This window comes from Brachybacterium sp. UNK5269, from assembly GCF_049266655.1.
In the GTDB taxonomy this organism is placed as follows: Bacteria; Actinomycetota; Actinomycetes; order Actinomycetales; family Dermabacteraceae; genus Brachybacterium.
On record NZ_CP184883.1, the window covers coordinates 52423 to 65963 of the forward strand.

General features: G+C 71.8%; 13 protein-coding genes. 5 read left to right on the top strand and 8 right to left on the bottom strand.

Annotated features, from left to right (window positions below; translation table 11 throughout):
* The first annotated feature begins 10 nt into the window (after positions 1-10).
* From ACOJUI_RS00285 to ACOJUI_RS00295, 3 genes are read left to right on the top strand one after another with little or no spacing between them, the layout of a single operon-like run.
* On the top strand, positions 11-1294 hold the full coding sequence (locus tag ACOJUI_RS00285; RefSeq protein WP_422116117.1) for an alpha-hydroxy acid oxidase: 1284 nt from the start codon (positions 11-13) through the stop codon (positions 1292-1294).
* Complete coding sequence (locus ACOJUI_RS00290; protein ID WP_422116118.1) at positions 1291-2289, top strand: NAD(P)-dependent oxidoreductase; 999 nt, start codon at positions 1291-1293, stop codon at positions 2287-2289. Before ACOJUI_RS00285 ends, ACOJUI_RS00290 begins: the two co-directional genes overlap by 4 nt.
* Positions 2286-3080 (top strand): SDR family NAD(P)-dependent oxidoreductase, encoded by a 795-nt coding sequence (locus ACOJUI_RS00295; protein ID WP_422116119.1) that lies wholly within the window; start codon positions 2286-2288, stop codon positions 3078-3080. The genes ACOJUI_RS00290 and ACOJUI_RS00295 overlap by 4 nt, the downstream gene beginning before the upstream one ends.
* 49 nt (positions 3081-3129) lie before the next feature.
* Here the strand turns inward: ACOJUI_RS00295 and ACOJUI_RS00300 are convergent, their stop codons facing one another.
* From ACOJUI_RS00300 to ACOJUI_RS00335, 8 genes are all read right to left on the bottom strand, one after another.
* Positions 3130-3798 carry a GntR family transcriptional regulator gene (locus ACOJUI_RS00300; RefSeq protein WP_422116120.1) on the bottom strand — a complete coding sequence of 223 codons (669 nt, stop codon included), beginning with the start codon at positions 3796-3798 and terminating at the stop codon, positions 3130-3132.
* 121 nt (positions 3799-3919) lie between these two features.
* Complete coding sequence (locus ACOJUI_RS00305) at positions 3920-5197, bottom strand: TRAP transporter large permease (protein ID WP_422116121.1); 1278 nt, start codon at positions 5195-5197, stop codon at positions 3920-3922.
* A 4-nt stretch (positions 5198-5201) separates the two neighbouring features.
* Positions 5202-5807 (bottom strand): TRAP transporter small permease, encoded by a 606-nt coding sequence (locus tag ACOJUI_RS00310; RefSeq protein WP_422116122.1) that lies wholly within the window; start codon positions 5805-5807, stop codon positions 5202-5204.
* Positions 5804-6868, bottom strand: a complete 1065-nt coding sequence (locus tag ACOJUI_RS00315; protein WP_422116123.1) for a DctP family TRAP transporter solute-binding subunit — start codon at positions 6866-6868, stop codon at positions 5804-5806. Before ACOJUI_RS00315 ends, ACOJUI_RS00310 begins: the two co-directional genes overlap by 4 nt.
* Entirely contained in the window at positions 6868-7929 is a 1062-nt protein-coding gene (locus tag ACOJUI_RS00320; protein ID WP_422116124.1) for an Ldh family oxidoreductase, read from the bottom strand. Before ACOJUI_RS00320 ends, ACOJUI_RS00315 begins: the two co-directional genes overlap by 1 nt.
* Before the next feature lie 125 nt (positions 7930-8054).
* A complete protein-coding gene (locus ACOJUI_RS00325) occupies positions 8055-9302 on the bottom strand; it encodes an MFS transporter (RefSeq protein WP_422116125.1) in 1248 nt (415 codons plus the stop codon).
* Positions 9299-10426, bottom strand: a complete 1128-nt coding sequence (locus tag ACOJUI_RS00330) for a 2-keto-3-deoxygluconate permease (protein ID WP_422116126.1) — start codon at positions 10424-10426, stop codon at positions 9299-9301. The genes ACOJUI_RS00325 and ACOJUI_RS00330 overlap by 4 nt, the downstream gene beginning before the upstream one ends.
* A 171-nt stretch (positions 10427-10597) precedes the next feature.
* Positions 10598-11548 carry a LysR family transcriptional regulator gene (locus tag ACOJUI_RS00335; RefSeq protein WP_422116127.1) on the bottom strand — a complete coding sequence of 317 codons (951 nt, stop codon included), beginning with the start codon at positions 11546-11548 and terminating at the stop codon, positions 10598-10600.
* 317 nt (positions 11549-11865) lie between these two features.
* Between ACOJUI_RS00335 and ACOJUI_RS00340 the strand changes: the two genes are divergently transcribed.
* Together ACOJUI_RS00340 and ACOJUI_RS00345 are read left to right on the top strand one after the other, a co-directional pair.
* Positions 11866-12915 carry a tripartite tricarboxylate transporter substrate binding protein gene (locus tag ACOJUI_RS00340; RefSeq protein WP_422116128.1) on the top strand — a complete coding sequence of 350 codons (1050 nt, stop codon included), beginning with the start codon at positions 11866-11868 and terminating at the stop codon, positions 12913-12915.
* Positions 12912-13541, top strand: a complete 630-nt coding sequence (locus tag ACOJUI_RS00345; RefSeq protein ID WP_422116129.1) for a tripartite tricarboxylate transporter TctB family protein — start codon at positions 12912-12914, stop codon at positions 13539-13541. The genes ACOJUI_RS00340 and ACOJUI_RS00345 overlap by 4 nt, the downstream gene beginning before the upstream one ends.

Genomic DNA, 13541 nt, shown 5'->3' on the forward strand with positions numbered 1-13541 from the left:
GAGCTCACCCATGGCCGAGTCACGTCTGTCCGGCGCCGTCGAATTCGCCAAGATGCTCGCGGCCGGCGGTTTCCGCCTGGATCCGCTGCAGGCCGCCCCGTCCATCGAGGATGTACGGCAACTGGCCAGGAAGCGCCTGCCCACCATGGCCTTCGACATCATCGACGGGGCGTCCAACCACGAGACCACCCTCGAGGCGAACAGCCGCGACCTGGCCAAGGTCACCTTTCGGCCGCGCTGGCTCACCGACATCTCCCGCATCGACACCTCCACCACCGTCGACGGCATGGCCCTGCAGCGCCCCTATGTGCTCGGCCCGCTGGGCCTGCAGCGCATGATCGGCGGGGAGGGCGAGATGGGGGCGGTGCGCGCCGCCGGGAAGGCGAACATCCCCTTCACCATCTCCACCGCCTCGAACTGGGCGATGGAGGAGCTCGCCGAGCAGGCCACCGGCCCGCTCTGGTATCAGCTGTACATGTACAAGAGCGCCACGATCGTCTCCAACCTCATCTCCCGGGCGAAGGCGATCGGCGCCGAGGCGCTGGTGGTGACCGTGGACGTGCCGCTGAACGGCAAGCGCTACCGCGACCACCGGAACGGCATGTCGATCCCCCCGAAGATCACCCCGCGCAATGCGGTCCAGGCGATCCGACACCTCGACTGGACCCGGGCCATCATGCGCCCCCCGACGATCGGCTTCCGCAACCTGGCCGGCGAGATCCAGGGCGACAACGCCGTCTCCCACCAGGAGTTCGTCTCCAAGTACCTCGCGAACCTCTCACTGACGTGGGAAGACATCGAGGACGTGCGCCGGCAGTGGGACGGCCCGATCTACATCAAGGGCATCCTCACCCCGGAGGACGCGCTGCGCGCGGCGAAGGCCGGGGCCGACGGCATCTACGTCTCCAACCACGGCGGCCGCCAGCTGGACTCCTCGCCCAGCACCATCAGCGCGCTGCCGTCGATCGTGGACGCGGTCGACGGGCGGATGACGGTCGTGTTCGACTCCGGCATCCGCACCGGTGACGACATCGCCAAGGCCCTCGCCGTCGGCGCCGACCTGGTCTCCATCGGCCGGGCCTGGGGCTACGGCAACGCCGCCTACGGCGAGCGGGGCGTGCGGCACGTGATCGACATCCTCGACGGCGAGCTCGAGCTGGCCATGGGCCAGCTGGGGGCCACCAGCATCGCGGCGCTGGACCGCAGCTTCGTGCAGTACCCCGAGGCCTGGCACGGCGCGGGCCTGCACCGCGAACCCGAGCCCGCCGAGGTCACCGAGGAGTTCACGCCATGACCGCCTGGAAGCTCGCCGTCACCGCGGACTACTCCGAGCCCGACGGCTCCACCATCTACGGCGACATCGGCCTGGGCACCCTTGTCGAGCACGGCATCGAGTGGTCCCGCGTCGGCACCGAGGGCGGCGAGCTGCGGCCCGGCGAGCTCGAGGGCTTCGACGCGGTGCTGCTGCTCAGCGGCGCCCGACTGGGCGCCGAGCAGCTCGAGGGGGTCACCACCCTGCGGCATGTGGCCCGCTTCGGCGCCGGCTTCGACGCCGTGGACCTCGCCGCCTGCGACGAGCGCGGCATCATCGTCACCAACGCCCCCACCGGGCTGCGGGTGCCGATGGCCCACACCGCGCTGACCTTCCTGTTCGCCCTCGCCCACAACCTGCTGCCCAAGGACCGCCTGGTGCGTGAGGCCGACTGGGGCCGCAAGGCCCAGTACCGCGGGGCGGGACTGGCCGAGGCCACCATCGGCATGATCGGGCTGGGCGGGATCGGCCAGGAGACGGTGCGCCAGCTGCGCGCGCTGCAGCTCGAGGTGATCGCCTGGAACCGCTCGCCACGGCCCGATTTCTGCGCCGAGGTCGGCATCGAGCAGCTGGAGCTCGACGAGGTCATCGCCCGCAGCGACTACCTGATCGTCACGGTCGCGGCCAATGCCGGCACCCGCCACCTCATCGGGGCCCGGGAGCTGGGGATGATGAAGGACTCGGCGTTCCTCATCAACATCGCCCGCGGCGCGGTGGTCGACGAGAGCGCCCTGGTCACCGCCCTGCAGGACGGCACCCTCGCCGGGGCGGGGCTGGACGTCTTCGAGGTCGAGCCGCTCCCGGCCGACAGCCCCCTGATCGGGCTCGAGAACGTGGTGCTGACGCCGCACTCGCTGTGCTGGACGGCGGACTTCGCCCGCGCCACCGGCGCCGAGGTGCTCGACGAGGTGATGGCCGTCGCGGCGGGGCGCGCCCCGCGCAACACCGTGAACTCCCCGCGGGGCGGCGCGGCATGAGCGAGCGCTCCGCGGCCGAGGAGGCCCGCATCGCCGAGCTCACCGCCGTCGTCACCGGCGCCGCCTCCCCGCGCGGGATCGGGCGCGGGGTCGCGCTGCGGCTCGCCGCCGCGGGTCGCCCGCTGGCCCTGCTCGACCTCGATCCGGACGGCCTCGCCGACGCCGCCCGCGAGGCCCGCGCCGCCGGCGCCCCCGCGGTGCTCACCGCCCGGGTCGACGTCGCCGAGCAGGCGGACGTGGACGCGGCGATCACCGCCGTCGAGCAGGACCCGGCGCTGCCCGCGATCGGCGCCCTGATCACCTGCGCGGGCATCGCGAACCCCACCCCCTTCCTGCAGCTGACCAGCGCCGAGTTCCTGCGGGTGCTCTCGATCAACACCCTGGGCACCTTCCACCTCGCCCAGCGCGTGCTGCCCGGGATGCTCGCGCAGGGCCTGGGCCGGATCGTGGCGCTGAGCTCGACCGCCGCGCAGGACGGCGGCGGGAACTTCTCGACCTCCGCCTACGCCGCCTCCAAGGCCGGCGTCGAGGGACTGATCCGCGGCCTCGCCAAGGAGGTCGCCGGCACCGGCGTCACCACCGCGGCGATCGCCCCGGCCAACATCGACACCGACATCATGGGCGGACGCCTCGAGGGGGAGCGGCGCGAGCAGTTCGTGGCCCGCACCCCGGTGGGGCGGCTCGGCACCGTCGAGGAGCTGGCCGAGCTGGTCGCCTTCCTCGTCGGCCCCTTCGGAGGCTTCACGACGGGCGCCACGTACAACCTCAACGGCGGCCTGCGCGTCGGCTGACCGGGTCGCACCCGGGCGGAGGGCCTCCGGAAGGGCGCATCGCCACTGCTCAGCGCAGGCGGGCCCGGGCCTCGCGGGGAACGGAGCTCGGCGCGGAGGCGCCCGCCGAGAAGCCGGCCGACAGGCGGGAGAAGGAGCCCAGCAGGTGGGCGCGCATCGCCTCCTCGGCGGCGTCCGGGGCGCAGGCCTCGATCGCCTCGGTGATCGCGGCGTGCTCGGCGCAGGTCGCCGCGCCCTCGGCATCGACCTGGTGGAGCCGGAAGACGTGCACATGGGCGTGCAGCTGCTCGAACGTCGTCGGCAGCAGCGCGTTGCCCGAGGCCTGCAGGATCTCCAGGTGGAAGAGCCGATCATGGACCGCTCGCTGCGCCTGGGCGGCCCGTCCGCCGCCGTGCAGCGCGGCCAGGGCGTCGAGCTCCGCCCGCAGCCGCGGGCCGGGGTTCGACAACCTCTCCGTGGCGGCCTCGCGGGCGGCCCAGGGCTCCAGCAGCAGCCGCACCTCGAACAGGGCGACCAGCTCGGCGTGGTCGATGAGTGAGGTGACGTCGTATCCGCGGGAGGCGGAGCGCACCACCAGACGGTCGCCCTCGAGGCGGTGCAGGGCCTCGCGCACGGGGGTCTGCGAGACCCCGAGCCGGCGGGCCTCCTCGCTGATCGAGATCCGCGCGCCGGGTTCGAGGTCGTGCTGGACGATCCGGGTGCGCAGCGCCTCGTACACGCTCTCCGGCGCCGCGCGGGCCGGGGGCGGAACGCTCCGCCGGGCGGGCAGGACGCGGGAGGCGGGCGTGCTGTCGTGGACGGGCGGCAAGGGCCTCGCCGGGGATGCCGTGTAGACCACCTCAGCCGCCCACGAGCCCCGGCAGCCAGGTGCTGATGAACGGGACGAAGGTGATCAGCAGCAGCACCGCGAGCATCGGGACGAAGAAGGGCAGCACGCCCTTGATCACCCTCGTCACCGGCACCTTCGTCACCGAGGACAGCACGAACAGCACCAGCCCCACCGGCGGGGTGAGCAGACCGATCATCAGGTTGAAGATCATGAGCACGGCGAAGTGCACGGGGTCGATGCCGTACACGTCGGCGATCGGGGCCAGCACCGGAACCAGGATGAGGATCGCCGCGGTCGGCTCCAGGACCGCGCCGACGATCAGCAGCAGGATGTTCACCAGCAGCAGGAAGACCAGAGGCCGGTCCGTGACCTGCAGGATCAGCTCGGTCATCACCTGGGGGGCCTGCTCGCGGGCCAGGACCCAGCCGAAGAGGGAGGCACTGGTGACGATGATCAGCACGCTGCCGGTGGTCTCCACCGTGGAGGCGGCGATCCGGCCCAGTGACTTCCCGTTCAGGGTGCGGTAGCACAGCGCGAGGATCGCGACATAGGCGACGCCCAGCGCGGAGGCCTCGGTGGGGGTGACGATGCCCGAGAGGATGCCGCCCAGGATGATGATCGCGGCGCCCGCGACCGGCAGCGCCTTGACGACGTCCTTGACGCGCTTCGCCGCCGGCGGCTTCTCCAGGCGCAGGTCGTCGCGCTTGCGGGTCTGGATCCAGACCATGATGCACAGGGCCACGACCAGCACCAGAGCGGGCACGATCCCGGCCATGAACAGCGAGCTCACCGACAGTCCGGCGGTCACCGCGTAGATGATCGCGGGGATCGAGGGCGGGATCATCGGCGCGATCAGCGAGGAGGCGCCGGTGATGCCGAGGGCGAAGCCCTCCGGGTAGCCGCGCTGCTTCATCGCCGGCACTTGGATGCGGCCCATCGCCGCGGCGTCGGAGATGGCCGCGCCGCTCATCCAGGAGAAGCCGAAGCTGGTGGCGATGTTGACGTAGCCCAGCGAGCCGCGCACATGGCCGATGGCGCTGGTGGCGGCGTCGAACAGGCGGTCGGTGGCGCCGGAGACGTTGGCCAGGTTGCCCAGCAGGATGAACATCGGCACCGCGAGGATCGCGAAGTCGAAGACCCCGGAGGCGGTCTGCTGCGCGGCCAGCGCGGCGGTCGCGGTCTCGTCGAGGATGATGTAGACGATCGAGGGGATGAGCAGGGCGATCCACACCGGGACGCGCAGGGCGAGCAGCACCAGCAGGGCTGCGAACATGATCAGCAGAACCATCAGGTCACAGACCTTCCATCGCGGCGGCCTTCTCGACCGCGTCCGGGATCTCGGCGGGGTGGCGCAGGTACATGACGATGTTCAGGGCCGTGTGGCCCAGGATCATCAGGTAGCCGACGAACACCGCGCCGTAGAGCAGGGGCATGGGCAGCGAGGTGGCCGTCATCTGGAGCGGACCGGTCAGCACCATGAGGGAGAGCGCGGCCCAGACCATGTAGGCGGAGGCGGCCACCACCACGAGCATCGCGAAGATCTGGGAGGCGGTGGCCAGCTTCTTCGGCAGGTACACCGCGAGGATGTCCACCGCGATGTGCGCGTTGCGGGAGGCCACGAACCCGGCGCCGACGAAGGTCAGCCACACCACCAGCAGGCGCGCCACCTCCTCGCTCCAGGACAGCGGCATGTCCAGCACGTAGCGGGTGAACACCTGGAAGATGATCACGGCGAACACCGCGATCAGCAGCGCGCCGGCGAGATACCGCTCGGCGTCCACCAGCCAGCGGTAGGGCCGGAAACGCCGCTCGTAGTAGTCCCGCTCGATGTACGTGTCCAGGTCGGGGACCTGGCCGTCGTGGGCGCCCTCGATGGGCTTGGGCGACTGCATGCTCATCGGACCGACTCCTGGATCTCGAGGTAGAGGTCGCCCCACGGCACCTGGCTGGGGAACTCCTCGGCGATGAGGCCCTGGAAGGCGGCGACGTCGACCTCGTCGTTGACGGTGATCACGTCCTCGTCCTTCCAGCGCTGGAGGGTCTCCTGCTCGGCCTCGACGATGCAGTCGCGGGTGGCGATGCGGGCCTTCTCCATGGCGTCCTCGAGTCCGGTCCGCTCGTCGGCGGTCAGCGACTCCACGAAGCGCTCGGAGGAGACGATGTTGACGGCCTGGACCATGTGCCCGGTGAGGTTGAGGTAGTCCTGCACCTCGTAGAACTTCTGGACGTCGATGGTGGGGATCGGGTTCTCCTGCGCGTCGATCGCGCCCTGCTGGAGCCCGAGGTAGGCCTCCGACAGCGCCATCGGGGTGGCGCTGCCGTTCATGATCGCGAAGCTGGTGATGTACAGCGGCGCGTCGGGGGTGCGGATCTTCAGCCCGGCCAGGTCATCGGGAGTGTTGATCTCCTTGTTAGCGGTGATGTGGCGGGTGCCGTAGTACCAGGTGCTGTTGACCCGCAGCCCGGTCTCGGCGGCCATCTCCTCGTAGACCTGCTCCATGATCGGGCCGTTGGTGGCCTCGTCGAACTGCTCGACGTCGGTGAACAGGAACGGCGCATCGAGCACGGCGGCGTCGGGGTACCAGATGCCCAGGAAGGAGGGGCCGACGACGCCGAGCTCAAGACCGCCGGTGGCGATCTGCTCGGTGGTCTCGCCCTCTCCGCCGATCTGGCCGGAGGGGTAGGTCTCGACCGCGAAGCCGTCGTCGGCCAGCTCGGTGCGCAGGGTCGCCGCGCCGCAGGACTCGACGGGATGGGCGGGGTCGTACTGGTGGGCGAAGCGGATCACCCGGGCGTCGGGGTCGACGGTGGCCTTCTCGATCTGACTGGTGTCGACCGGTTGCCAGAGCCCGCACCCGGCCAGGGCGAGGACGGAGAGCGCCGCGGCGAGGGTCGTGGCGCCCCGACGGCGCCGTCGGGCGCCACCGGAGGCCGGCACGGCAGGGGTCAGGGGTGTCATCACGGAGTCCCTTCGGGCAGAGGGGCGGGGAACGGGAGGGAGTGCTGGGTGGCGAGGAGGCGGAGCTCCGCCACGGTCGACGCCGCCAGCTCGACGGTGTCGGCGTTCGCGGTGAGGCGGGCGTGCTCGAGGTCACCGGGGGAGAGCACCGAGCCGTCCGGGTTCGAGGTGCGCACCTCGTCCTGGAGCTGCGCGACCCTGGTCCGGATCGCCCCGGGGTCGCCGAAGGCGGCGAGATCCAGCGCGATCAGGAGATGACCGGTGTTCATCCGGGAGGACTGGTCCTGCCAGATGTCCACGGTGCGGAAGGCGAAGGCAGCGCTGGTCAGCGCGGCGGACAGGCCCTCCAGCAGCACGGCGATGCCGGAGCCCTTGTGGCCGCCGAAGGGCAGCAGGGCGCCGCCCTCGAGCACGGCGGCGGGGTCGGTGGTGGGGGCGGCGTTCGCGTCGACGCCCCAGCCGGCGGGGATGTCGGTGCCCTCGTTGCGGGCGGCGACGACCTTGCCGTAGGCGCCCGCGGTGGTCGCGAGGTCGGCGACCAGGGGGTTCGGGCCGGCCGAGGGCAGGCCGATGGTGAGCGGATTGGTGCCGAGGATCGGCCGCGAGCCGCCGAAGGGCGCCGCAATCGGTCCGGTGGTGGAGGTCAGGATCCCGGCGATGCCCTGCTCGGTCAGCTGGTTGACCCAGAACTGGCCGGCCCCGAAGTGGCTCGAGCCCTGCACGGCGACGGTGGCGATGCCATGGGTGCGGGCGGACTCGGCCGCGAGGTCCACCGCCCGCTGCATCGTGACCTGACCGAAGGCGGCGGCGCCGTCGAGCACGGTGACCGCCCCGTGCCGGCGCACGACCTCCGGAGAAGAGGTGGGATCAATACCGCCGGCGGCGATGGTGCTGAGGTAGAGAGGCAGACGCAGCAGCCCGTGCGAGTAGATCCCGGCCTGATCGGCCGCGACGAGCGACCGGGCGACCAGCTCTGCGGCGGGCGTGGTCACACCGGCAGCCTCGAGCATGGCGGTGGCCAGAGAGCGCAGGGCGGCCACGCCGAAGCGGGGTGACGTCATCGTCACGGTCCTTTCTATACGAAGTCATCACAACATATAGAAGTGTGACGACGATGACAAGAGGTAGGCCTGAAGAGAGATCGGATGTTTCCGCGAAACCAGGGCGCGCTTCGATGCGCGCCGGCTCAGGCGGGATCGCGGCGGCGGCGGCGGGTGGTCAGGAGCAGCCCGAGCGCGGCGGCGAGCATGAGCACGCCCATGGAGGCGAACGCGATCCGGTAGTCGTCGAGTCCTGCAGGGCGGTCCGGGGCCAGCACGTCCAGCATCACGCCGATCAGGAGCACCGCCAGCAGCGAGGTGGAGTAGCCGCCGATGTTCACCATGCCGGTGGCGGTGCCGATCGCCTGCGGGGGGACGCCGGTGCGGGCCAGGTCGAAGCCCACCGAGCAGGTCGCCGACCCGATCGCCAGGGCGATGATCAGCGGCATCAGCTGCCAGGCCGCGAGCTGGCCCGGTGCCAGCAGCGTGCCCGCCCAGGCGAGGGTGAGGATGCCGCCGGCGATCCAGCCCAGCCGGGCGCGATGGCGCGGGAACCGGCCGGTGACCACCCCGATCACCGGGCCGATCGCGACCATGAGCACGACGTTGACCGTGAGCAGGGTGCCCACCTCGGCGGGTCCGAGGCCGTGGCCGTGGGTCATGTAGGGCACGCCCCACAGGAACAGGAAGGAGTTCACCGTCAGCAGCGTCAGCGAGTGCAGGAAGAAGCCCGACCAGGCGGCGCGCGAGGTGAACACGTCCCGCAGCACCTGCCCCGGCCGCGCCGGGACCGGGGGAGCGGCGTCGGGGTCCCCGGGCGGCTCGTCCCGCACCACGGCGATCACCAGCAGCACGCTGAACAGCAGGAGGAAGGCCAGCGACGACCACGCCACGCTCCAGCCGATCCCCACCAGCAGCGCGAGGAACGGCACCGCGGCGACGGCCTGACCGAACTGTCCGATCATGGTCGCGAGCTGCGTGAACACCGGCACCTGGGCGGTGGGGAACCACGTGGCGATCAGCCGCACCACGCTGATCAGGGTGGCCGCGTCCCCGACACCGGTGAGGAGCCGGGCGATCAATGCGGTGGGCACCTCCGTGGCCAGGGCCAGCAGCACCTGGCCGGCGGCCATCGTCACCGCCCCGAGCACCAGCATGCGGCGCGGACCGATGCGGTCCAGCAGCAGCCCGGCGGGGATCTGCGCGGCCGCGTACGTGCCCAGCTGCACGACGCCGAACAGGCTCAGCACCGCGCCGTCGACCCCGAAGCGCTCGGAGGCCTCGACGCTGGCCACCCCGAAGGCGGCGCGGCCGGAGACGGCGCAGAGGTACGCGAAGACACCGACGGCCCAGATCAGGTGGGCGCGACCGAGGCGGGGGCGGGGCGCGCTCACGGGCGGCGGCGGGACGCGAGGCGCGGGTCGCCGTCGAGGTCGTCCTCGCGGTCGCCGGCAGCCGAGGCGATCGGTGCGGCGGCGACGGCCGGGGCGGCCGACGTCGGCGGGTTCCCGCGCTCGTCCAACCCGTCCTCGTCGGGATTGCTCAGGGTGCCGTTGCGGCGGAGCACCCAGGCCGCCAGCAGCGGCGCGGTGATCGCGGAGATCAGCACCGCCGTGGCGACCTGCACGGTGGCGACGTCGACGTACTGCTCGAAGCGGGGATCGGCGGCGGCGATGATCGCCGGGGTGACGATCGAGTTGCCGGCGGTGGTGCCCGCGACCACCCCGATCCCGGCGCGCCGGCCGCGCCGCAGCAGGAAGCGGTAGGCGAGGTAGGTGGTGCCGCCGGTGAACGGCGTGACCAGCAGGCCCAGCACGATGCCGGTCAGGCCGCCGGTGAGGATCGCGCTGATGTCGATCCCGGTCCCGAGGCCGAAGGCGAAGAAGGGGATCACGATCGTGGGGACCGGGCGCATGATCTCGGTCCAGCGGTGGTCGATGTTGCCCACGACGATGCCGAGGATCAGCGGGATGATCGCGGCGGCGAAGGCGTCCAGCGGTATCGAGCCGAGGCCCGCGGCCCCGATGAACAGCATGGTGAAGAAGGGCCCGTCGTTCACCGCGGAGGCGACGTAGGCGCCGCGGTCGGTCCGGGTGCCGTACTTCCCCGTGAACGCCAGCCAGATGCCGCCGTTGGAGTTGTCGAAGGTGGCGAGCATCGCCACGATCGAGATCCCCAGGATCCCGTCCAGCCCCACCAGGAAGCCCAGGCCGACCACCAGCAGTCCGGGCACGATGGTCTTGCCGAGCAGGATCGCCCCGGTGGTGCCCGCCACTGGGCCGATCGAGCGCGGGGTGATCTGCATGCCGGTGGCGAAGATGACCAGGGCCATCATCGGCATCGGGGTGGCGAACAGGGCCGTGGTGAAGCTGCCGAGCTCGAGGAATCCCGGGGCGGAGGTGCCCACGATCGCGCCCAGGATCAGCGGGATCACCATGGTGCCGCCCGGGATCCGGTCCATCGCCCCGTAGAGCGGTGAGCGCAGCGTGCTGGGGGCGGAGGTGGGGGCGTCGGTCACGGGAGCTCCTGGTCGCTTCATCACGAGAAGGGTGGGCCGGGCCGGGGGATCGGCGCCGCTGGAAGGTTCGGCCAGCGCATCGCCGCGCCGACCCGCACGGCCTATAGGATCTACGGGTCCTCCGGCGGCGTCAAGCGAGTGCCGGAGCGGGCCCCCTCTCAGTGCTGCGGTTCAGCCGTGCGGGCGGGCCGGCTGCACCCCCGGCGGGGGAGCGGCCTCGAGGATCGCGCGGAAGACGACGTCCACGCTCGGCGACGAGGCCGAGCGCCGGTCCCGGGTGACCGCGACCTGTCGTCCCGCCTCGAGCGTGCCCACCGGCACCACCGCCATGCCGCTGGTGTCGGAGATCGCCGCCGCCAGCGCGTTCAGCACCCCGACGCCCAGGCCGGCGCGCGCCAGGTTCACCACCGACTGCGGCTGCTCCGACTGCCAGGCCAGGGGGAGCTCGAGCCCCCAGGCGCTCAGCGCGGAGCCGGTGTCGGGATCGACGGTGGTGCCCGGCTGCGCGATGGCGATCAGCGGGTGCTCGGCGATGGCCCGCGGGTCCAGGCCGCCGGGCGGCACCTCGTCGTCCGGGAGGATCGGATGATCCGGGGGCACCACCGCGACGAAGGGCTCCGTCCACAGGTGGATGCTCTGCAGCTCGGCCGAGGGCGGGTCGGCCGCGAGGGAGTGGATCGCGATCTGGAAGCGGCCCGTGAGCAGGCCGGAGACGAGGTCGGGGGTGGTGTGCTCGGTGAGCTCGACCCGCACGAACGGGTGCACGGCGTGGACGGCGGCGAGCACGCCGGGGAGGAAGCCGGCGCTGACGCTGGGATGGCAGCCGATCACCACCCGCCCGCGCGGGGTGCCCGCATGCGCGTCGACGGCTTCGACCCCGCGCTCGAGCGCCGCGAGGACGGCGCGGGCATGGGGCAGGAAGGCGGTGCCGAGCTCCGTCGGCCCGATCGGGCGGTGACTGCGGTCCACGAGCGTCCCGCCGAGCGCCTTCTCGAGCGTGGCGACGTGCGTGCTCACCCGGGACTGCGCGCGGTGCAGCGCGCGGGCGGCTCCGGAGAAGCTGCCGTGGTCGATCACCGCCACGAACGTCTCCAACCAGTCGATCTGCTCGATGCGGGCCATCGGGTCCTCCTGGGACGGGTGGGCGTGCAGTGCGGCGCAGGGCCCGACCGCGGGGATCACGATCCGGTGTCGGCGCACTCGCGCATGCCGCCATCGCCGCAGGTCGCAGGGCTGATGTGGCCCACCTTACCAATATCGCATATAGGATTTCCGGATCGCGGATCGCTCCGGCGGGTTTCCCCGCCCGAGCCGTTGGTAGCTTTCCTGCCATCTCGACGCCGAGAATCCCGGCCCTCCGGACCTGAGCACACAGCAGTGCGGCAGCCCGCGTCGAGGTGCAGGAAGTCCCCCGAACGCACGATGAAGTGGAGTCCGTCATGACGAACACCCCTCGTACCCGCAATCTGCTGTCCGGGCTCGCCGGAGCCGCAGCCCTCGCCCTGGTCGCCGCCGGCTGCTCGGGCGGAACCGGCGGCAGCTCCGGCGGGGCCGCCTCCGACGCGGTCCAGGCGTGCAACGACGTCAACGCCGACTACCCGAGCGGCCCGATCGAGCTCGTCGTGCCCTGGGCGGCCGGCGGCGGCACCGACGGCGTCGCCCGCCTCATCGGCGATCAGCTCTCCGGCCAGATCGGCACCAACGTCAACGTCGTCAACCGCACCGGCGGCTCCGGTGTGGTGGGCCACCAGGCGATGGTGGACGCGGCGCCCGACGGCCAGACCATCGGCCTGGTCACCGTCGAGATCGGCATGATGCACCACCAGGGCCTGACCGACATCAGCGGCGAGGACCTCACCGCCATCTCGCAGATGAACGAGGACGGCGCCGGCATCACCGTCGCCGCCGACGCCGAATGGGAGACGGCCGAGGAGCTGCTGACCCACATCAAGGAGAACCCGGGTGAGGTCACCGCCTCGGGCACCGGCCAGGGTGGCATCTGGCACCTGGCGCTGATGGGCATGCTGCTGGACAACGACATCCCGCTCGACGCCGTGAACTTCGTGCCCTCCGAGGGCGCGGCCCCGGCGCTCCAGGAGCTCGTCGCCGGTGGCATCGACATGACCACCAACGCGCTCGGGGAGTCCAAGACCATGCTCGACTCCGGACGTGCGAAGGCGCTCGGGGTGATGGGATCCGAGCGCGATCCGGCGTTCCCCGACGTCGAGACGCTGCAGGAGCAGCTCGGCTCGGACTACTCCATGTCCGTGTGGCGCGGCATCGCCGGGCCGCTGGGCATCGAGCCCACCGTCGTCGAGGAGCTCGAGTGCCATCTCGGACTGATCGCGGAGTCCGACGAGTTCAACGAGTTCATGACCGATTCGGGGCTGGGCGTGAAGTACGCGGGCGCCGAGGACTTCCAGACCCTGATGCGCGAGGACGACGCGGCCAAGGGCGAGGTCATGCAGGAAGCGGGTCTCGCGAAGTGACCGCCGCTGCGACCACGAGCGCGACCGGCGCGGTCCGGGGCAACCTCGTCATCGGCGCGATCTCGGTCGCGGTCGGGGCGGCCGTGATCCCCTACGGCGCCTCGATGCCCTACATCCGGGAGGGGATCCCCGGTCCGGGCCTGTTCCCGATGATGATCGGCGGCCTGCTGATCCTGTTCGGCGTGCTGCTGGCCCTCACCAGCCTGCTCGCCGCCCGCCGCGAGGGCAGTCACCGGGCCGAGCTCGACGCCCTCGGCGCCGGGGCGGCGGCGAGCTCCGCTGCGACCACCGCCTCCCGCGGTGGGGCCCTGCCGGGCGGCGAGGATGTGGAGGACCCCGTGGTGTCGACCGCCGCGGTGATGGACACCGACGTCGGCTCCGACGGACCCCGGCGCTGGATCAACGGCGTCGTCCTGATGGGCGGCATCGTCTTCTACGTGCTGTTCGCGGAGATCATCGGCTTCCCGCTCACCATGGCCCTGCTGGTCACCGCCATCGTGCGGTCCCTGCGGGCGAAGTGGTGGGTCGCCGTGGCGACCGGGGTGATCACCTCGCTGGCCCTGTGGGCCATGTTCGAGCAGGGCCTGATGGTCCAGCTGCCCGACGGCATCATCCCGGGGTTCTGA

Coding starts and splice junctions, on each gene's coding strand:
- ACOJUI_RS00285 (WP_422116117.1), top strand. CDS start 11: ATGGCCGAGTCACGTCTGTCCGGCGCCGTCGAATTCGCCAAGATGCTC.
- ACOJUI_RS00290 (WP_422116118.1), top strand. CDS start 1,291: ATGACCGCCTGGAAGCTCGCCGTCACCGCGGACTACTCCGAGCCCGAC.
- ACOJUI_RS00295 (WP_422116119.1), top strand. CDS start 2,286: ATGAGCGAGCGCTCCGCGGCCGAGGAGGCCCGCATCGCCGAGCTCACC.
- ACOJUI_RS00305 (WP_422116121.1), bottom strand. CDS start 5,197: ATGGTTCTGCTGATCATGTTCGCAGCCCTGCTGGTGCTGCTCGCCCTG.
- ACOJUI_RS00310 (WP_422116122.1), bottom strand. CDS start 5,807: ATGAGCATGCAGTCGCCCAAGCCCATCGAGGGCGCCCACGACGGCCAG.
- ACOJUI_RS00315 (WP_422116123.1), bottom strand. CDS start 6,868: ATGACACCCCTGACCCCTGCCGTGCCGGCCTCCGGTGGCGCCCGACGG.
- ACOJUI_RS00320 (WP_422116124.1), bottom strand. CDS start 7,929: ATGACGTCACCCCGCTTCGGCGTGGCCGCCCTGCGCTCTCTGGCCACC.
- ACOJUI_RS00335 (WP_422116127.1), bottom strand. CDS start 11,548: ATGGCCCGCATCGAGCAGATCGACTGGTTGGAGACGTTCGTGGCGGTG.
- ACOJUI_RS00340 (WP_422116128.1), top strand. CDS start 11,866: ATGACGAACACCCCTCGTACCCGCAATCTGCTGTCCGGGCTCGCCGGA.